Origin of the sequence: Pedobacter sp. MC2016-24 (assembly GCF_015223055.1) — a bacterium.
In the GTDB taxonomy this organism is placed as follows: domain Bacteria; phylum Bacteroidota; class Bacteroidia; order Sphingobacteriales; family Sphingobacteriaceae; genus Pedobacter.
In genome coordinates, this window is sequence record NZ_JADFBX010000011.1 from 143,943 (window position 1) to 164,145 (window position 20,203).

The following is a 20,203-nucleotide window of genomic DNA, read 5'->3' on the forward strand; positions in this document are numbered from 1 at the left end:
CGCATGCAAAATAGATTAAAAAATACCGCTATAGCAATGGCTTGTTCTGCCATTCTTCTTTTATCTTCCTGCGCTGAACAGGTAAAGGAAACACCAAAAGATGAAAAGTTTGAAATTACCGACTCCCTGATCAAAAGATTGGCCATTGATACCGTAAAAGGCGCAAACAACCAGACAGACCTGAACTTCTCGGCCAAAATCACAGCAAACGAAGAAAAGATGGCTAAAATATATCCAATGGTAAGCGGGCATGTGCAAAATGCACCTGTAAAATTGGGTGATAAAGTACATAAAGGCCAGTTACTGGCTACGATGACCAGTGCAGAAATGGCTGGTTTCGATAAAGAAGCCATCAGCTCCTCGGCGGAACTCGATAATGCAAAACGACAAGCTAAACTGACAGAAGACCTCTACCACAGCGGACTGGCCTCAGCTTTAGAACTGGAGCAAGCTAAAAACGACCTGTTGGTTAAGCAAGCAGAAGATAAACGAAGCCGTTCAATCTTAAAGCTAAATGGCGGCAGTAAAAACGGAGTATACACACTTACTTCGCCCTTAGCAGGTTTCATTACCGAAAAAAATGTAACCAGTAACATGCAGGTGAGACCAGACAACAGCGAGAACCTATTCACCGTAGCAGACCTCTCTGAGGTATGGGCCATGATCAACATTTATGAGAGTGATATATCCAGGGTAAAAGAAGGCGATGATGTCATCCTTTCGATCTTATCTTATCCAGATCAATCTTTTAAAGGAAAAATCAGCAAGATCTACAATATGCTGGACAATGACAGCAAGGTAATGAATGCACGGGTGGTGATTAAAAATCCGGGATACTTGTTGAAACCGGGCATGATGGCTACAGTACAGATTGCCACAAAAAGCGGTATCAGTTTACCTTCTGTCAATGCCAACTGCCTGATATTCGATAACAATAAATATTATGTTCTGGTACTTGATCCGGCAAAGAAAATCAGGGTTCAGGAAATTGAGATCAGCAGAAAATTTGAAGACAAGGCCTATGTAAGTAACGGACTTCAGGCGGGCGACCGTGTCATAGCTTCAAAACAGCTTTTTCTTTACGACAGTCTGAAACCTTAAATTTTCCACCTTTAACGACCAACGATAATGAATAAATTCATTAAATCGATCATAAATTTCTCCCTGAAGAATAAATACTTCATCTTCTTTGCCACTTTTATTCTTGTATTGGCGGGGTATCTGAGTTTCAAACATACCACTATTGAAGCTTTTCCCGATGTGACCAATACCAATATCACCATCATTACCCAATGGCCGGGCCGCAGCGCCGAGGAGGTTGAAAAGTTTGTAACCCGACCGCTGGAAATTGCGATGAACCCCACCGAGAAAAGAACGAGCATCCGCTCTTCTTCCCTATTTGGCCTGTCTGTCGTAAAAATCACTTTTGAAGATGATGTCGATTATCAGTTTGCCCGGGTACAGGTCAACAATCACCTGGATGAGGCCGATTTACCCTCAGGTGCAAAACCTGAGGTACAGCCGCCCTATGGTCCTACCGGAGAGATCTTCCGGTATACCTTAAAAAGTGATCAAAAATCAGTCAGGGAATTGAAAACCCTGCAGGACTGGGTGGTTCAGCGGGAGCTGCTTTCGGTTCCCGGCATTGCCGATGTAGTTAGCTTTGGTGGCGAAGTTAAAACCTATCAAATTACCGTCGATCCTCAAAAAGCACTTCAATATGGCGTAACAGCAACCGAACTCTTTGAGGCCGTTTCCAAAAGTAATGTCAATGTGGGCGGTGATGTGATTGAACAAAGCGGACAAGCCTACGTGGTGCGTGGTATCGGTGTTTTAAATAACATTGGCGAGATTAAAAACATCGTGGTAGACAACTTTAACGGCACACCGGTTTATGTTAAAACCATAGCAGAAGTTACAGAATCAGCCTTACCACGCTTAGGCCAGGTGGGCAGGGACCGGGATCAGGATGTAGTTGAAGGGATTGTGGTGATGCGTAAGGGAGAAAATCCAAGCGAAGTCATCAGCGCCCTTAAAGAAAAAATCAAGGATGTAAATGAGCATATCCTTCCCGGAGATGTTAAAATCAGCCCTTTCTATGACCGCGAGGATCTGGTTAATTTTGCTACAAAAACGGTGATGCACAACATGATGGAAGGGATCATTTTTGTAACCCTGATCGTCTTCTTATTTATGGCCGATTGGCGGACCACCTTAATCGTATCCTTAATTATTCCGCTTGCCTTATTATTTGCCTTTATCTGTTTAAAGTTAAAAGGCATGTCGGCAAATCTACTATCGATGGGTGCAATAGATTTCGGGATTATCATTGACGGTGCCGTGGTTATGGTTGAAGGGATTTTTGTCGCGCTGGATTACAGTTCGCATAAAAACGGTGCTGAGAAATTTAACCGGATGAGTAAGCTGGGTATCATTAAAAAAGCCTGTCTGGAAAACGGAAAAGGAATCTTCTTTGCCAAGCTCATCATCATCACCGGCCTGATGCCCATTTTCACCTTCGAAAAGGTAGAGGGCAAAATGTTCTCGCCATTGGCCTGGACTTTGAGTTTCGCCTTACTTGGCGCACTTTTACTGACTTTTACCCTGGTACCTGCAATGGCCAGTGTGCTGCTCAATAAAAACGTAAAGGAAAAGCACAACATCTTTCTGGTATACCTTACCAAAGGTGTGATGGGGACCTTCAATGCAGCCTTTAAAGCAAGAAAATTTGTATTTATAGGCGCACTGGTCGTTTTAGTGCTGGGTTTCTTCAGTTTCAAATTTTTAGGTACGGAGTTCCTGCCTTCGCTGGACGAAGGTTCGATTTATGTTCGCGCCAGTGCTCCCCTAAGTGTTTCTTTAAATGAAACAAAAAAGTTGAGCAATGAAATGCGCAAAATCTTCCTAAGTTTTGAAGAGGTCAAACAGGTGATGTCACAAACCGGCAGACCAAATGATGGCACTGATGCTACCGGTTTTTACAATATGGAGTTCCTGGTAGACATTTATCCAAAATCAACGTGGAAACGCAAAGAAACCAAAGAACAGCTGATAGAACGGATGCAGCAAAAACTGAAGGGCTACCCTGGCATCAGTCTGAATTTCTCGCAGCCCATTTCTGATAACGTGGAGGAAGCGGTATCGGGGGTAAAAGGTTCCATTGTGGTTAAAATGTTTGGTAACGACTTCAGCTTTATCGAACAGGAAGAAGAAAAAATAGAGGCGATTTTAAAAACTGTCCCCGGCATTGAAGATTTGGGTATTTTACGCAATCTGGGGCAACCAGAATTACAAATTAACCTCAACCAGAGTAAAATGGCCCTTTACGGCGTAACTACAGAAGATGCCAATGCGATCATTGAAATGGCGATTGGTGGAAAAGCAGCTACCCAGATTTATGAGGGAGAACGTAAATTCGACCTCAGGATTCGTTATCCTGAAGATTTCAGAAACGATGAAGCTGCTATTGGTGCCCTGCGCATCCCGACCCTTTCGGGAGCTAAAGTTCCGTTGAGTGAAATCTCAACCATCCGGAAAATTACCGGACCAAGCATCATTTACCGCGATAAACACCAAAGATATGGCGCCATTAAGTTCTCCATACGGGGCAGAGACATGGGCAGTACCATTGCCGAAGCACAGCAAAAAGTAAAGGAACAAATTAAGCTTCCTAAAGAATATAAATTGGAATGGGCAGGAGATTTTGAGAACCAGCAAAGGGCAACGTCCAGGTTATCAACCGCAGTTCCGATTAGTTTACTGCTGATTTTCTTCATTCTTTTTGTGCTCTTTGGCAATATCAAAGACTCACTCCTGGTGTTAAACAATGTACCTTTTGCCATGGTAGGCGGCATTCTCGCTTTACTGATTGCGAAAGTCAACTTTAACATCTCGGCAGGTATTGGGTTTATTGCACTATTTGGCATCTGCGTTCAGAACGGGGTCATCCTCATTACCAGGTTTAAAAGTAATATGGCAGAGCTGAAACATCATCCAAGCTGGACTTTCGCTGATGCCATCCGGGATGGTGTGGCCACCCGCTTACGCCCGGTCATTATGACTGCGATGATGGCTGCAATCGGGTTAATGCCTGCTGCATTATCCACCGGAATCGGCTCAGAAGCCTCGAAACCTTTGGCTATTGTGGTCATCGGCGGATTGATTACCAATACCCTGTTCTGCTTATTTGTTTATCCGATTGTTTTTTACTGGTCTTACCATAAAAAGGCAAAACAGCTAAAAGCAATCCTCAATAGCAGCAATTAAAACCGACTGGCAAAAGAAAAACCAATGGCTTTATCCTGATACGTAGGTACCAGGCTAAAGTCGGCGGAACTTTTGCCGGCTATCCATCTTTTTACCGTCGGATATACCAGGTAGGCTACTTTGGTTGAAATGATACCGAAACCAGCACCAGCAACCACATCGCTTACCCAGTGTCTGTTGTTATACAAACGCATGATCCCTGTTGCAGTAGCCACCGTATAGCCGGCATAACCGTACCAGGGGGATATGTCTTTATATTCCTGCTTTAAAAATTCTGCTGCAGCAAATGAGGTTGCAGTATGGCCTGAGGGAAAAGAATTGTAGGTACTTCCATCCGGACGAAGCCGTTTGGTGGCCGATTTAACTGCGAATGTAGAAGCTTTCATCAAACTGAAAGAGATGGCATAGATCCCCGTTGCATCCAGTAAACTGTGTTTGCCTTTTACACCTGCCAGGTTCAACGCATAAACTGCTGCTGCAGGTGCGTACTGCATATAATTATCTGCATGTGCAGAAAACAAGGGATGATCCTCCTGCAACTCCGCACGTGTAGTCAGGTCCAGGTCATTTACAAAGTTATTTCCGCCCCCCATGGCACCATAGCCCAGAAAAACAACCGGGATGATAAAAGGCGCTACTTTAAATGTATTCTTTTTTGTACTTAACGAATCCTGCCTTTGGGCAAGCGTAAATAAAGGTAAACACAGGCCAATCAGGACGACACACTTCAATCTCTTCATCATAAAATAATTCGGTATTAAAACTAAGATACAATTTTGAAGAAATTCTGTAGCATTTTCAGCATATTTTTCCCGGTGGTCCTTTCCTGCATGCTAGTATTTTAAAACAGATTGCCCTTGCAGGTGTTTTACATTCGTAATTATTGTTTTACCAGTTTTAAAGAAGCAAAACATCATGGCAGAATTAGAGTTAAATTCCCAAAAATTTGAGATTAGTGCTAAAATAAATGGAACTGAACAACAGGTCACTGTCAATCCAGACGAGACTACGGATGGTGCTGAATTTTTCAATTGTATTGTAGACGAAGAAAAAATCACGCAGATCAGGGCCAATGAGCACAACAAATGGGAGCAAATGTGGGGAGAGCTGGATCAACAAAGTATAGACGAAATCGGTGCAGCCATTAACAAATCAAAATCATGAATACAAATCTGAAACTCCGCTCGGGAAAATTTTCCATCGAAAAGCAACATTACGAAAACATCAGTCTGAATGAGCGGCTCGTATCTATGCTTTTGGGCGGTCTTTTAATTGGAAGAGGAATTACCAGGCCCTTTAAAGCGCCTTTTTTATACGGTGCCTATATGGCTTACCGTGGCTTTACCGGTCGCTGCTTACTGTATGAAAAACTGGGTATAGACAGCAGTAAACCCCGTGCAGTAAACATCAGAGGCGAATTCGTGATCGACAGACCCGCCGCAGAAGTATATAGTTACTGGCGTAATTTAAATAACCTGCCTGCCAGTATTGAACATTTGCTCAATGTAGAAATGATCGATGAGCACTTGTCAAAGTGGAAGGCGAATGTCATGGGCAACCTATTTTCACTGGACTGGAAAGCAGAAATCGTCAAAGATGAACCGGGAAGGTTAATCGGTTGGCGTTCTGCATCAGGCACGCTGATCCATCATGTAGGCCGTGTTGAATTTTCAGAAACACAAAACGGCAACGCCACAACCTTAAAGGTTGTTTTATCCTACCACCCCCCTGCAGGAGGCTTGGGAATGGGCCTTGCCAGATTGCTCAATCCCTATTTTGAAAGCATGCTGAAAAAGGAAATCAAGAGCTTTAAACATGTCATTGAACAACATGTTCCCCTAACCTCTTACTGAGGTTAGGCGGCTCCGCCACCAATTTTTGCCACAACAGTCAGCACCACACTCAATATATTTAAGGTCAGAATCACAATGGCAATGATTCCCCAAAACTTAAATATAGATTTCATGTTTTTCATCGCTACCGTTAAGTTCTCCTGGTCGGCATACAATACCGCGGTGTTTGCTGCATTTGAATACTTAAACATCAGGAAACTTGGGTAAAACAAAATTAATGAAATGGCTAAAAAATAAACCGTCAGGAATGTTGCGCCTAATTGTACTAAAGGATTTCCCGGTGCTGCAGTAGCTAAGCCCTGCATAATCCCATTGGCACTTAAAGCAAGAACAGCCAGAAAAGCAGCAAATACGAGTCCCACAATTGACAAAAATTTTGTCCATTTTGCTGTCTCATAAATATAGCTTCTAATCTCTTCCGTAATTACCAATTGCGCTTCAAAATGTTCTTCTTCTAAATTTTCCATAATACACAAAATCCCAAACCGGGTTAAACTACCTTAAACATAAAAAATATTTTTAAAAAATTGATACCTTTGCGCCAAATCAAGAAAAAAATCATACATGGCATTACAATGTGGTATCGTTGGTTTACCAAATGTTGGAAAATCTACACTATTTAACTGTTTATCTAACGCAAAGGCCCAGGCGGCTAACTTTCCTTTTTGCACCATTGAACCAAATATAGGTGTAATTACTGTACCTGACGAAAGATTAACCAAATTATCTGAGTTGGTAAAACCGAATCGTATCGTTCCAAACACAATTGAAATCGTAGATATTGCAGGTTTAGTGAAAGGTGCATCTAAAGGTGAAGGTTTAGGTAACCAATTTTTAGGCAACATCAGGGCAACCAATGCAATTATCCATGTGTTGCGCTGTTTTGATGACGGTAACGTCATCCACGTAGATGGCTCTGTGGATCCTATTCGCGATAAAGAGATCATTGACACCGAATTGCAACTGAAAGATCTGGACACCGTAACCAAAAGAATCCAGAAAGTGGAGAAAATGGCCAAAACGGATAAAGAAGCAAAAAGGACTTTCGATATCCTAAGTGTGATCAAAACCCATCTGGAAAGCGGACAGTCGGCAAGATCTGCAGCCGTTTCTGCTGAAGATTTTGAATTTATTCAAGATCTGGGTTTGTTAACTCAAAAACCGGTATTGTACGTATGTAACGTAGATGAAAATTCAGTAATCAATGGCAACGCTTATGTTGACCGCGTTAAAGAAGCGGTTAAAAATGAAAATGCGGAAGTGTTGGTGATTTCTGCCAAGATAGAATCTGAAATTGCTGAATTGGAAAGTTATGAGGAACGTCAGGAGTTCCTGGCCGATCTGGGTTTGACTGAATCAGGCGTAAACAAACTGATTGTTGCAGCATACCGTTTGTTAGATCTGTATACCTACTTTACTGCCGGTGTACAGGAAGTTAGAGCCTGGACCATTACCAAAGGATTTACAGCACCTCAGGCTGCTGGCGTAATCCATACCGATTTTGAAAAAGGGTTTATCCGTGCGGAAGTAATTAAATATATCGATTTTGTCACTTTAGGATCTGAAAATGCTTGCAAAGATGCGGGTAAATTAGGTGTTGAAGGCAAAACTTATGTTGTGGAGGATGGAGACATCATGCACTTCAGATTCAACGTTTAATCATAGACATAAAAAAAGCGAACCACATGGTTCGCTTTTTTTATGTCTATGATTTTTTTATGCGATCAGAGTAGGACTCCAGTGAGGAATACAACTGCAACCGAGAAGTAAATAATTAAGCCCGTTACATCGACCAGGGTGGCTACAAATGGAGCCGATGAGGTTGCAGGGTCAGCTCCGAGTTTTTTCAGGAGTAAAGGCAGCATCGAACCGGCTAACGATCCCCATAGGACAACACCGACTAATGCCACACCCACTGTTACGCCAATCAACATCCAATGCGGTCCATACATATCGGTAAAAAAGGTCCAGACAAAGATTCTTAAAAACCCAATAGAGCCCAGTACGATACCAAGCATCAATCCGGATATGATCTCTCTGCGCATCACCCGCCACCAGTCGCCAATGGTAATTTCTCCTAGTGCCATGGCCTGGATAATCAGTGTTGAGGCCTGAGAACCACTATTACCCCCGCTTGAAATGATTAGGGGCACAAACATGGCTAAAATGACGGCTTTGGCAATGTCTGCCTCAAAATGCGCCATTGCTGTTGCGGTCAGCATCTCTCCTAAAAAGAGCACCACCAGCCAGCCAATCCTGCGCCGGAACAAGCCAAAAATAGGCATATCCAGGTAGGGCTCATCAAGGGCCTGGGTACCCCCTATTTTATGCATATCCTCCGTATACTCTTCGTTGGCAATCCAAAGGATATCATCTACAGTTACAATACCCAGCAATACATTATTGTCATCCACAACAGGCAGCGCGACCCTGTTGTTCATCCTGAATACATTGATGGCCTCTTCCTGAGGATCGGTAACTTTTAAAGAAATCAGCCGATGGTCTGTCAGTTCTCCTATTTTGGCCTCAGGGTCTGCAAGCAGGACTTCACGGATCCGGATATCGTCCAGCAAAGTACCGTCTTTATCGATCACGTAAACGACGTCAATCGTTTCGGAATTCTTACCATAGCGTCTGATGTGTTCCAATACCCGGCTTACCGTCCAGTCTTTTTTAACAGCTACATAGTCTGGCGTCATCAAGCGGCCAACACTATCTTCTTCATAGCCAAGCAAAGAAAGTGCTTCAACTCTGTCTTTTGCGGGTAGTAAAATGATCAGTTTTTTAACGGCATCGCCTTTCAACTCACTAAACAAAGCCGTCCGGTCATCAGGAGGCAATAAGTTGATCAGTTCAGCCAGTTTGTTGCCAGGTAATTTCTTAATGATTTTTTCCTGAGTTGGAAAATCCAGAATGCGAAAAACGTTTACGGCACGCTTAATGGAAAGGGTATCAATAAACTTAACGGCGTACTGAGGGAGCTCATCTATCAGATGTTCAACATCAGAGATGTTTAGATCGTCAAGGTAAATTTTTAATTGCGTTTCATTATTCTCTTCAATGAGTTTGACAACTTCTTCAACAACTTCCTCTTCCATAAATACGCGTTTGTTTTTACATCTTAATTCATTCCATTATAGTTTTGCAAAAGTGCTTTTTTATTTTTAAAAACATGCTTTTTTATGTTAATAAATGAGAATTGTTTCTGTAATGAGCGATTGCCCCTGAATTGTACTTCAAAGCGAGTTGTGGCGTGGTTTCGGTTACCGATTTTAAGCCCGTTAAATCTTTTTAATCATTTATGCTTTAAAGTTGCGACATATTCCAGTTTATTTTGCAGCTCCTCAGGCCGGAAAGGTTTGAAGAGAAAATCATCGAGATATTGAAAATCAGGGTTCATTTCGATAGAAATACCAATTGATGCGGTTAAAGCAATGATGTAAATACCACTTTTCTGTTCATTGTCAATTTCCCTGATTAATCTCGAAGCTTCAAAACCATCCATGACCGGCATGTTGATGTCCATAAATACCACATCATAATCATTTGCAAGGACAGCATCTATTGCCAACTGCCCATTGCCAGCAACATCAGCCTTTAATCCCCATCTGGACAGCGTTTTTTGTAAAACCATCACATTGATCAGGTCATCTTCTGCAAATAAAATACGTAAGCCAGCAATGTCAACCTTATCATTAAGGGTCTCATTTAAAAATTCATTCCCGGTAGCTTCCATTCTGGTGAAACTTATTTCAAAATTGAAGGTAGTTCCAACACCTTCCTTACTGTCAATGTCCAGTCGGCCTCCATGAAGTTCAACCAATCGCCTCGCGATACTGAGGCCTAGTCCGGTTCCATGGTATTGCCTGTTGGTACGGTGTGATGCACGATAATAAGGTTCAAAGACTTTTGTAATCTGACTTTCCGGTATCCCGATACCTGAGTCAGCTACCTCAAACTGTACCACAAATGAATTCTTCTCTGCTTCCTTCAAACTGGCCCTAACCTTAACGAAACCTTCCCGGGTAAATTTAATCGCATTGCCCACAAGGTTAAACAAGATTTGCGTAAGCCTGCTCTGATCGCCATGGACATTGATTTCTTTGATGCTATCGTCAATGACCAGGTCAAATTTAATGGCTTTTGCCGATGCCCTCAACTTTAATGCACCATAAACATTGCTCAGCAAAGTATCCAGGCGAAAAGTGGTCAATTCTAGTTTCTCCATGCCCACGTCAAGCCGGTTAAAACTGAGGATATCATTGATGGTTGCCATCAGGTTCTCTGCAGAAAAATGCAGGATTTCAAGATTCTCTTTCTGATCAGGTCTGGGGTCACCATCCAATAAAACGTTAGTCATACCAATTACCGCATTTAGTGGTGTCCGTAGTTCATGTGACATGGTAGACAGGAAGTTCGTTTTATCTTCTGCAGTTTTTCTGGCAGTAGTTAAAGAACGTTTTAGATTTGACGTTAACTTCTGCATTTTTCGGCTGGTCTTTTTAAAAGCCCTAAAAAAGTAGAAATGGATAAAAATCAGCAGCAGAAAATTGACAACAATAGAAAAATTATAAGCGTATATATTTATAGCCTGGTGCATGATCGAAATATCGACCCCATAAAACTGTTGTAAGGAGAAAAGAAATACGATGGGCAAAGTGTTAATCAGCGAATAAATAAGTCCCCACCTCAAACCCAATATATAATACCCTCCCGATACAATCATAAAAACATATTGCACCGTAACAATGTTGATTCCTTCTATCAATATCAGCAGGTTCGACCAAATAAAAACCGTCAGGCAAAAGATAAAGTAATGCCCTACCATTCTCCATGGCACATGTACAAAGATCATGACCAGGCCGGCCATGAACATGACCATCAATAAACTGATCCTGAATAGTAAAATATTGCGTTCCTGGAAATAATAGACGCCAAACAAAATGATACTTAAGACTGAAAAAGCAGTAAGGAGTTGTATTAAAATAGTAATCCTCGCCTTGTTGAGCAAGCCTTCCTCTAATTTAAGAATAGCGTTATATCGTTTAGACAGGAAGTCAAACATAATGTTTGTTTTAACATACAACACAATTCAATGCATTTTGTGTTGTTCATTCCTGTTCCTATATTTTGAACAAGAAAGTCCTGGTTATAAAAAACCAGGATCCGGGTAATCCCAAATCCTGGTTAAAGTTAAAAACAAAGATCCCTCCTGATCAGACAGGAAGCTTTTTAAATATATGCTCAATCACCTTAGGCAATTGCGCAATCGCTTTTTCAGGATTATCCAACTCGCCTTCTGCCCAGCCCCTCCAGATCACTTTAGAAGTTTTTCGGTCAATTAAATCAATCATAATACTGCCTTGTTTTACACGTAGGGTGCGCTGTTCGCTACCCACATATACCGGGAAAGGGTCACGATAAGCGTAATAATAAAACGCACGTCCACGGTGAACACCCAAGCGGGGCACAAATCTTCCCGGTGCATCATAATACATCGGTTCGTTGTAAGATTTGGTTTCCCTATTTACGACCGCAGTATACCGCAGCAGCAAATCCGGCTTATTGTTGTCCAGTTTAAAACCCCTGTTTTCCAATTCCGTACTTGCCGCTTCCACAATTTTATCTGCTGCGATGTCATTGTCATAAATATTTGAAGCCTTCGATTTACCCTCAGGAAGCCAGGCGTAAGTGCGATAATTTGCAGTTAACTTTTTGTTGCTAACAGCATAATAACTGTAGCTGGAGCACGACGACAATACAGCCACTAGTGCCAGCATTGTTAAAATTTGCTTTTTCATTGTTTTCTCTATTTGTGTGAAGTAGAAAAAATCCCATGCCTGTTCCTTTAAATGATTTGATAAAAATGACCAGTCGCCAGATGTTCAGTGACTCATCTACCTGTTTGACTGTTAAAACCTGTAAAGGATTAATCGTTGGACAAAACAGTTAAAATTCAATATCTTGCCTATCAATTACATCAAATGCCCAGAAAAAAACTATCCATACCTGTAAATAGCATGTTAGACCTGTATGGCAGGAGCATTTCTATAGAAAAATTAAATCTGGGCACTTTAGATGGAGCCACTTTAAAACACTTTGAAGGAGGAAACGAATCACACCGGCACGACGCACATACTTTCTTCTTACTCGAATCCGGAACAGTAAGGCTTGATATTGATTTTCAGCACCATACCATTACTGCTCCCGCAATCCTATATGTTCACCCCAACCAGGTACATCAAACCTTGGCATCAGCCGATGTGATCGTTAGCAGCTTGGCAATGGCCGATGAAAGTCTGAATGCAGCGTACCTGGAATTGCTGGATCATCTAAGTCCGGCAAAACCGCTGGCATTAGAGAAAGAAACATTCGCCATGATCTCAGAAGCGGTATCACTTTGTTTAAAATTCGCCGAACGTAAAAAAGACAAGCTCTATCATTTCCGACTTAAAGATAGCTGCAACGCCCTGGTGGCCTTAGTCCTTTCACTATATTTAGAATCAACCAGATCCCTGGACTCCCCTTCGCGATCTGACGAGATCACAAAAACCTTCAGAGAAATATTGGAGTCGGATTTCACCAAAGATAAGCGCCCTACGGCCTACGCCCAAAAACTAAACATCTCTACGTCTTACCTAAACGAGTGTGTAAAAACTGCTACAGGCTATACCGTTTCTCATCACATTCAGCAACGCGTGGTTTTAGAAGCAAAGCGCTTACTCCATTATTCCGATAAATCTGTCAAAGAAATTGCTATGGCATTAGGCTATGAGGATTATCCGTATTTTTCCAGGTTTTTTGTAAAAAACACGGGAATGACTGCCCTGGATTTCAGAAGAAAAACCCTCGATTAGTCCAATACTTACCTCGCATTGCCATTTTTTCTTCTTTCGGTACTGCTTTTCTTTGTCGTGTAATTCAACTCGTATTCACATGAACACATTAAAAGAAAAAAAAGTACTCATTTCTGGCGCAAGTATAGCCGGATTATCAACAGCTTACTGGATGAACACATTGGGCTATCAGGTAACTGTTATTGAAATTGCGAATGAACCCAGAATAGCTGGCGCAGCCATTGACATCCGTGGAACTACCGTAGACATTGCTAAACGTATGGGTATCTATGAGCAGCTGATCGCCAGTCGCCTGCAGGTAGAGCTGGTCGAATTTAAAAATGCAGACGATACCACAGCAGGCAGCATATCCCTAAAAAAAGAAGATACTGAGCTCCCTGACGATGACATTGAAGTAGAGCGGGATAAGTTTTTGAACATCTTATTGGACGCACTACAAGATGAGGTCGAATTTATTTTCAACGACAGCATTGTGGCACTGGCTGAAACAACAACTGACATCCAGGTTTCTTTTAAACATGGGCAGCAAAGGACTTTTGACTTACTGCTTGGCTGCGACGGCTCACATTCCGGTGTCAGAAAAATCTGGTTTGGTGAGGAAAGTGAGTATGCACATTTTCTGGAAGGTTATTTCTCGATTAGCACTGTAAATAAACTGATCATCCCACAAAAAACAATGCAGTTGTTCAATGTCCCCGATAAAGCCATCACGCTCAATGCCTACAACAATAAAACCGATATTATTTTTTGTTTCTATTCCGGAAAAGAAATCCCTTACGATTACCGAGATGTGAAAGCGCAAAGAGAAATCATATTGGCACAGTTTGCCGGTTTGGATTGGCGAACGATCGAGCTACTTGAAGAAGTACAGCAAGCAAACAACTTTTACTTTGATAAATTTTGTCAGATTAAAATGCCATGCTGGACTAAAGGCCGGGTAGCATTGGTCGGCGATGCAGCTTATTGCGCTTCCCCGGCAGCCGGAATGGGCGCATCATTGTCTATAGAGGGCGCAGCGGCTTTAGCTGATGCTTTACAAAAATACGAAGGCAATTTTACCCTGGCATTTCAGGATTACGATAAAAACCTACGCCCTTTTATTGAAGAAGTTCAGGCCATGGCTGAATTAAATGTCCGGGAGAATTTTATTCCAAGAACAGAAGAAGCGATTCTCAAACGAAATACCGAAGGTTTTTAAGTTTGTGCCATTTCATTTTGTGTAAAAAGCAAATCATATGCATCCCCATACTTCTTTCTAAGCCTCTGCTTTGCTTTTTTGATGGCTTCTACAGTTAAACCGAGGATCCGGGCGGTTTCTGAATTGTCCATTTCCAGTTTGGTTAGAAATATAATCCGGAGGTGAGAATCTGTCAATCCACTAAAATTGCGGAGCAGAAACTGGTAATAGTCAGGGTAAGCCTGGATAAAAAATCTTTTGAAATCCATCCATGAGGCATTACTCATCAAATGAGAATCGAGTAGGTTTTGCATATTGACAGAATACGTTTCCAAATGTGAGGCGGAAGACTGCCGAGCTTTGCTGATTTCAAATTCTAATTCCTCAATCTGTTTGTTCTTCTCTTTAAGATAGGCTTTATAAGATTCCAGTGTCTGATGATTGGCATTTAATCTTTGCTCGGAATTGACTTTCTCCAAAGTAAGGCTAAGCACCTTCTTTTCATGTTCTGTTTTTTCAACCTTTATTTTATTTCTATAAATCTTGACTAAAAAGCCAATGGTAATCATTAACATCATACAGCCCAATAATGCAGCGACTTTGACATATGACTCTCGCTGACGCTTATTTTGCTCTGCTGTTAATTTCAGGCTCAACTTATTTTTTTCGATTTCCCAGCCCATCTTCATGATCACCTCTCTACCATCCATACCTTTCAGCTTCCCTTTTAGCTCCTCCAGGTTTCGCCTGGCCATCAGTTCTTGTTTATCGTTGCCGGTGTATTTGGCTATTTCTAAAATAAGCGAATTGATTTCGTAGTCAGAGCTTTTGAAATAGGTTTTAGAACGGGCATACTGCTGAGCAAGCCATAGCTGACTATTGGCTTCGTCAACATTTCCTTTTGCTAGATAGACCTTGCCCAGTAAAACCAGGGCATAAATGGTATTTTGGGTACTGGAAAGCCGCTTAGAAATTGTGATATCCTGATTGAGCAGTTCAATAGCCTTGTCGTACTGCCCTTGTTTAAATTTGATTTCTGCAATATTACCCAACACTTTAGCATAGCGTATTTCATCTTTACTTATTCTGGCAATAGCGAAAGCTTGCTTAAAATATGCCTCAGCTTTGACCAGATCGTTTCTTTTCACACAATTTTGTCCCAAAACATCAATGATACTCGCCAGCTCAGTACCATTTGGCGCTGCATATTTTCTGGCCAGCTGTAAATATTCATCCGACTTTTCATAATCTCCAACCGTATTCAAAAAATAAGCGATTTTTTTATACGTTTCACAGGGCTGGATGACTTCTCCGGCAACTCTTTCATCAAGAGTTTTAATACTGTACATAAAAAATGGAAAGGAATCTTCGTATTTTCTATAGGTATATAAGTAAAAACCATACTGTATAGAAACCCAGATTTCAAGGTCCGTACGACTTAATTCCCTGGACTTTACCAGGGCTTTTTTAAACAGCTCAGAACTCTGGTCATTAAGCCGGTCCAGGTCGTCCGCATTTTTATTGGCGGTAAAGACATGGTGAATTATTTCTGCCGACTTGCTTTCGTCCCCAGGCAATTTCCCAAGCTCAGCTTGAAGTAATCTTTTCAGATCCGCATTACTTTTAACCGCCGGGTATTGCTTAACTATGTTTTCTATGATCCTCCGCTCTGTTTTTTCTCCACCTTCAAAAATGCTCGCAATTAAACAACAGGGTAGTAAAATAAAAACTAAGGAAAGCAGGAGCTTCCTGGTATGCGTATCGGTAATCATAGCTATACAAGTTCAGTAAACTTGATCGCAAAATAAGGAATCTCGAAAACATAATCGTCCCCAAGCAAAAGATTATTTTGATTTGACCGCTACAAGTGAGCCTTCACTCGGCGCTTCGCCAAAACGCTGCTGCTGTAGTTTATCATATTCCTTTACATAATCCGGGTGTTCGGTACCCATTATCCGATCCCAGATCCGGAAATACAATCCATAGTTTCCTTTAAATTTACTGTGGTGCAAATTGTGATGAACAGAAGTGTTGAATACCTCGAATGCCAGGGTATGACGGAACCATTTTGGCGTAATCTCATAGCCAAGATGCCCATAAACATTGATGATGAAAGCAGAAATGGTAAACAATACGATGGCCAGCGGATGTACCGGGATTAAAAATGCAATGACAAGCAAGATGGCCCCCTCAGTTACAGCCTCTGCCAGGTGAAAACTGTAGGAAGTCCAGGGCGATGGATTGGTACTCTGGTGATGTACCACATGCGTCAGCTTAAACAATTTCTTGTGATGCAGCAAACGATGCATCCAGTAAAAATAAGTATCGTGGATAATGAGACACAACACCACGCTGAAACCCAGGTACCAGGCGGGAAAATCGCTGATGTGATCGTAAATCCGCGTATACTGTTTTAGTGGTGTAAACAAAATGGCAACCGCAATAACGGTGAACACCAGGTTACTCTGCATGGAATGCCATACTTCACGTAGAAAATCTTTTTTTGATGCTTGCTTCTGCTGAATTTTAAAGCGTCCCAATTTGGAAGGCATCATCATATAAAACAATGCAAACGGAATTCCAGCAAGTACAAAATACCGAAGCGCAGAAATGCTAAACATCTTGAAAATCTCTTCTATTATTTTTTCCATAACGATCTAAAATATATGGCTCAAAAATAGCGTGTAGCTTATGCTGACCTGCTTAACAAAAGTTAATTTCGCAGCTTAACAAAAGTTAATTTCCATTATGATTTTGTTTTTGCATGCATCCGTTTTCGGATACGGCTTAAAGATACAGGTGTGATGCCAAGCATAGAGGCAATATATTTTCCAGGTACCCGATTGATCAGATCAAACTGTTCGGTTACCAGTTCGCGGTAACGTTCTTCTGGAGACTGGGTTACAAATGACTCCATTGTCTTCAGCGAATCTGCGAGCATACGCATCAGGAAAAAATTGCGCAAGGGTTCGTATTCCGGGTGCAGTTTCAAAATATCTTCCAATACACCGTAATCTATTTCCAGTAAATTAATCGGCTCCAGGGCCTTATAAATAAAACGTGAGGGTTGCTGATGTATAATGGTATCATGCGAGGCAATAAACTGACCTTCCCAACGCAGAAACAGGGTAGCTTCCTCACCATTATCCTTAATCAGATACGCGCGCATAATGCCTTGCTCAATAAATGCGAGCCGCCGACTGGCATCACCTTTGCGGATATAAGTTTCATTGGCCTCAAGCTGTACCCATCTGGTCATTGCAAACAATGGCTCTGTATCCGCAGGCAGCACCCCGGCCAAATCAAATAGTAATTGTTGTAATGTATCAATCGATTCTAACATACCTTATCTTGTTCGCAGTGCGAAGATAAACAAAAGGAAATCAAAGTCACATCCTGCTCGTATCTTGCTCGTCATTACTGGGGCCTTGCCGGGGCCTTAAAGGAGCGTTGCTGGGGCCTTGCTGGGGCCAGCACCTGGGCAAATCCGGCCGAGTGCCTGGTCTGCGATCCTGAAACCGATCAGCAAAATGGAGCAGTAGGCCGGCTGAGCCGGCTACTACTCCATTTTGTTATCTCAGGAAGCGATATGTTCCCTCAGTTCCTTCAAAATAAAGGGCAGCATCCTCACTTTTGGCCACAAGGGCGGGATACAATACCTTGCCATTCTTCAACACTTGCCAGGTACCAGGTAGAAGGTCCGTCATTACGAGTTTAAATGTCCCTTTTCCAACTATAGTAAAGCTGAACGGGTGATCCAGTGTTTCTAAATTTTTACTAAAAGTAACCACCCGGTCTGCAAGTTGAACACCTACAACCTGATCACCGTCAATCCGTTTAACCTCATGTAACTTTTGCTGCGTATTGTCGGCAATCTGCATCACATTGAGGTAATAGTCTTCCGGTGCAGCCTTCTTGGGTGTAATCTCAACACGCCATTGCCCGCGTTCCAATGCTTCATCGGTACCAGGTTTGGGATCATTGGTGTAATTGGTACCAAATACCCAGAAATCTTTACCCTTGCCTCCAATAGATGTAATGTTGGAATTGGCGGCATCAGGCAGCAAAGCTGTGTTTACCAGCATTCCGCTATCCCCATTTTTTGTACGTTTTATGGTGATCTGGTTCCCTTTAATTTCCGGCTCCTCGATGCTGTGCAGCAACCAGAACTTTTTAAAATCAGGATTGGATGAAACCACCTTATCAAAAACGATCATCGCTGCCGGTACTTTAGCATCCTTGAGGTTAAGGAAAAGAAAGGAACGCTTCACTTCTTTTACTTTTTTGGAATAAGCTTCAGTGATGTCACCTTTCAGATAGGTATAATCCGGAGCCTGACTATCCGTACCAAAGCCCTGGGCAAGGACCTTCCCGGTTTTAAAATCACCGGCCAACATCTCTTTCAGATCACGCGGAGCAGTCCAGCCATCTCCGGGTAAACGCTGTCCCCCATCATTGGCTGCAAATTTGGTTTGGTCTTTCCCACCATATCCCGAGATATTGAAAGTCTCATTGGGATCATAAACCAGCAAGCTGTTGTGTGCGATGGTACGCTTGAAAAAGTTTTTATTGTGCGGACTGTTGTACCCGCCAGAAGAACCTGTATATGAACCGGCATCAATGGCCAAAGGACCTTTATAATAAATTTGAAAAGCTCCCGCATCCTGATGCTGGTGGTTGAGAAAGGTATACTCATTGATCTTCATCTCCGCGATCACGCTTTCAGGTCCCCAACCCGTACGGGCAATCATCCATCCGAAAGGAGATCCGGAATACCGGGACAACGGCAGGTCGTCGGGTTTACGACTTCCCAGTTTGGTATCACGCCATAAGAACTCAAATAATTTGCAATGCGGTTCCACATTCGGATCCTTAAGGAATTCATAATTGAGGTATTCATCTTTATAATAGCTGCTGGCAAGCATGGCCGGCAATGAATAATATTTTGGCTTTTTCCTGGAATAATCCACGTCGCCGCTGGCCATGATCTGTCCATCGGGACGACGTTTATAAATCATGTCGTAGAGCACAAACTGTTGGCCGGGATGAAACACGTTCCCTGCACCCATGCGGTCTAAAATCCAGAGTGCAAAAAGGTCATTGGTAAACCTCACATTGAGGTATGACATCCCCTGGTGATAATTGTGCGAAGGGTAAAACCAGTTTCGGGCCACCAGGTGTTCTTTGAAAAATCGGCCGGCAGCCAGGTTATACATCTCCGGAAACTCATCGTAAATGGCAATACCTACCGACAACAGGTCGCGCATGATCATCCATTCCGAAGCGTGTCCTACGATAGATTTATCCTTTACAGGTGGATAACCACATTCCAGCATTTTAGCCAGTCTGACAAAAGCTTTTACAAAACGGGTTTTCTCTTCAGGTTTCAGCTGGTCGTAACACCAATCGTACACAATGGCACCAGTTACCATAAAGAGACCAATCCCTCTTGAAATGTCACCAGCTTCTTTAAATGTTGCCGTTTCAAGGGTATCGATGATGGAGGTGATGGCTTCCCTTCCAATTTTGGGATCTTTGGTCATGAGGTAATTCAGGGCCATCATTTCAACCCGCACCGTTAGTCCTTTCTGATTAAAATAAAAACGGAAATCTTTAACTTCCGGAATATCCGCTGGTTTCCAGTCTTGCTGCATCCTGATCATATCCGCCCAGACTTTTTTCAGTTCCGGATCATTCATTCTATTCTTCAGATCAGGAACTTGTTGTTCGCGAAGGTATAACCTTGGGTGCGTTTTAGGAGGTATCGGCATGGAGACACCGTCCACATCTTTCCAAATCACATCTGTCTGGATCTGGGAATAGCCATTTGTTGTTAAAGCAAAAAGTTGCACAACAAAAGCAAAAACATACAGGTAAAGCTTTTTCATATTTTGGTTTATTTACTCGGCCGGGTAGTTTTGTCCTACCCTGATAATTTTCAAGGTAAAAAGATTATGCCGTAGCCTTAAACTTCAGCTTCCATTTTCAACATAATTGAAATGAATTTATTGATTTTTAAAAGTACCCGCAGTTTAATGAGCAAATAGACC

General features: G+C 42.2%; 16 protein-coding genes. 7 read left to right on the forward strand and 9 right to left on the reverse strand.

Translation table 11 applies throughout. The features are described from left to right. The first annotated feature begins 3 nt into the window (after window positions 1-3). On the forward strand, window positions 4-1,101 hold the full coding sequence (locus tag IM797_RS21165; RefSeq protein ID WP_194129187.1) for an efflux RND transporter periplasmic adaptor subunit: 1,098 nt from the start codon (window positions 4-6) through the stop codon (window positions 1,099-1,101). 27 nt (window positions 1,102-1,128) lie between these two features. Then, entirely contained in the window at window positions 1,129-4,266 is a 3,138-nt protein-coding gene (locus IM797_RS21170) for an efflux RND transporter permease subunit (protein WP_194129188.1), read from the forward strand. Here IM797_RS21170 and IM797_RS21175 read toward each other — a convergent pair. After that, a complete protein-coding gene (locus tag IM797_RS21175; RefSeq protein ID WP_370583107.1) occupies window positions 4,263-5,009 on the reverse strand; it encodes a phosphatase PAP2 family protein in 747 nt (248 codons plus the stop codon). The two genes, IM797_RS21170 and IM797_RS21175, sit on opposite strands and share 4 nt — an antisense overlap. Before the next feature lie 172 nt (window positions 5,010-5,181). Here IM797_RS21175 and IM797_RS21180 point away from each other — a divergent pair, with 172 nt between their 5' ends. Then, entirely contained in the window at window positions 5,182-5,430 is a 249-nt protein-coding gene (locus IM797_RS21180) for a hypothetical protein (protein WP_194129189.1), read from the forward strand. After that, the gene (locus tag IM797_RS21185; RefSeq protein ID WP_228099016.1) at window positions 5,427-6,119 is read left to right on the forward strand and encodes an SRPBCC family protein; all 693 of its coding nucleotides are present in this window, start codon (window positions 5,427-5,429) and stop codon (window positions 6,117-6,119) included. Before IM797_RS21180 ends, IM797_RS21185 begins: the two co-directional genes overlap by 4 nt. Before the next feature lie 2 nt (window positions 6,120-6,121). Here the strand turns inward: IM797_RS21185 and IM797_RS21190 are convergent, their stop codons facing one another. After that, window positions 6,122-6,586, reverse strand: coding sequence for a hypothetical protein (locus tag IM797_RS21190; protein ID WP_194129190.1), 465 nt, complete (start codon window positions 6,584-6,586; stop codon window positions 6,122-6,124). A 97-nt stretch (window positions 6,587-6,683) separates the two neighbouring features. Here IM797_RS21190 and ychF point away from each other — a divergent pair, with 97 nt between their 5' ends. Further along, window positions 6,684-7,778 (forward strand): redox-regulated ATPase YchF, encoded by a 1,095-nt coding sequence (gene ychF / locus IM797_RS21195; RefSeq protein WP_194129191.1) that lies wholly within the window; start codon window positions 6,684-6,686, stop codon window positions 7,776-7,778. A gap of 65 nt (window positions 7,779-7,843) precedes the next feature. On the opposite strand, the gene mgtE is transcribed toward ychF, so the two are convergent. From mgtE to IM797_RS21210, 3 genes are all read right to left on the reverse strand, one after another. Beyond that, the gene (gene mgtE / locus IM797_RS21200) at window positions 7,844-9,217 is read right to left on the reverse strand and encodes a magnesium transporter (protein ID WP_194129192.1); all 1,374 of its coding nucleotides are present in this window, start codon (window positions 9,215-9,217) and stop codon (window positions 7,844-7,846) included. Window positions 9,218-9,414: 197 nt separating this feature from the next. Beyond that, on the reverse strand, window positions 9,415-11,184 hold the full coding sequence (locus tag IM797_RS21205) for an ATP-binding protein (protein WP_194129193.1): 1,770 nt from the start codon (window positions 11,182-11,184) through the stop codon (window positions 9,415-9,417). Window positions 11,185-11,335: 151 nt separating this feature from the next. Continuing rightward, the gene (locus tag IM797_RS21210; RefSeq protein WP_194129194.1) at window positions 11,336-11,920 is read right to left on the reverse strand and encodes a DUF4136 domain-containing protein; all 585 of its coding nucleotides are present in this window, start codon (window positions 11,918-11,920) and stop codon (window positions 11,336-11,338) included. Window positions 11,921-12,103: 183 nt separating this feature from the next. On the opposite strand from IM797_RS21210, the gene IM797_RS21215 reads away from it, so the two are divergent. Together IM797_RS21215 and IM797_RS21220 are read left to right on the forward strand one after the other, a co-directional pair. Further along, window positions 12,104-12,976 (forward strand): AraC family transcriptional regulator, encoded by an 873-nt coding sequence (locus tag IM797_RS21215; protein ID WP_194129195.1) that lies wholly within the window; start codon window positions 12,104-12,106, stop codon window positions 12,974-12,976. Window positions 12,977-13,055: 79 nt separating this feature from the next. Next, a complete protein-coding gene (locus IM797_RS21220; RefSeq protein ID WP_194129196.1) occupies window positions 13,056-14,174 on the forward strand; it encodes an FAD-dependent monooxygenase in 1,119 nt (372 codons plus the stop codon). On the opposite strand, the gene IM797_RS21225 is transcribed toward IM797_RS21220, so the two are convergent. The 4 genes from IM797_RS21225 to hepB all read right to left on the reverse strand — a co-directional run bounded on the left by IM797_RS21225 (window position 14,171) and on the right by hepB (window position 20,041). Further along, window positions 14,171-15,925 (reverse strand): tetratricopeptide repeat protein, encoded by a 1,755-nt coding sequence (locus IM797_RS21225; RefSeq protein ID WP_194129197.1) that lies wholly within the window; start codon window positions 15,923-15,925, stop codon window positions 14,171-14,173. The two genes, IM797_RS21220 and IM797_RS21225, sit on opposite strands and share 4 nt — an antisense overlap. A 72-nt stretch (window positions 15,926-15,997) precedes the next feature. After that, window positions 15,998-16,804, reverse strand: a complete 807-nt coding sequence (locus IM797_RS21230; protein ID WP_194129198.1) for a sterol desaturase family protein — start codon at window positions 16,802-16,804, stop codon at window positions 15,998-16,000. A 95-nt stretch (window positions 16,805-16,899) separates the two neighbouring features. Continuing rightward, complete coding sequence (locus IM797_RS21235) at window positions 16,900-17,496, reverse strand: Crp/Fnr family transcriptional regulator (RefSeq protein ID WP_194129199.1); 597 nt, start codon at window positions 17,494-17,496, stop codon at window positions 16,900-16,902. Between the two features lie 229 nt (window positions 17,497-17,725). Then, entirely contained in the window at window positions 17,726-20,041 is a 2,316-nt protein-coding gene (gene hepB / locus IM797_RS21240) for a heparin/heparin-sulfate lyase HepB (protein ID WP_194129200.1), read from the reverse strand. Window positions 20,042-20,203: the final 162 nt, after the last annotated feature.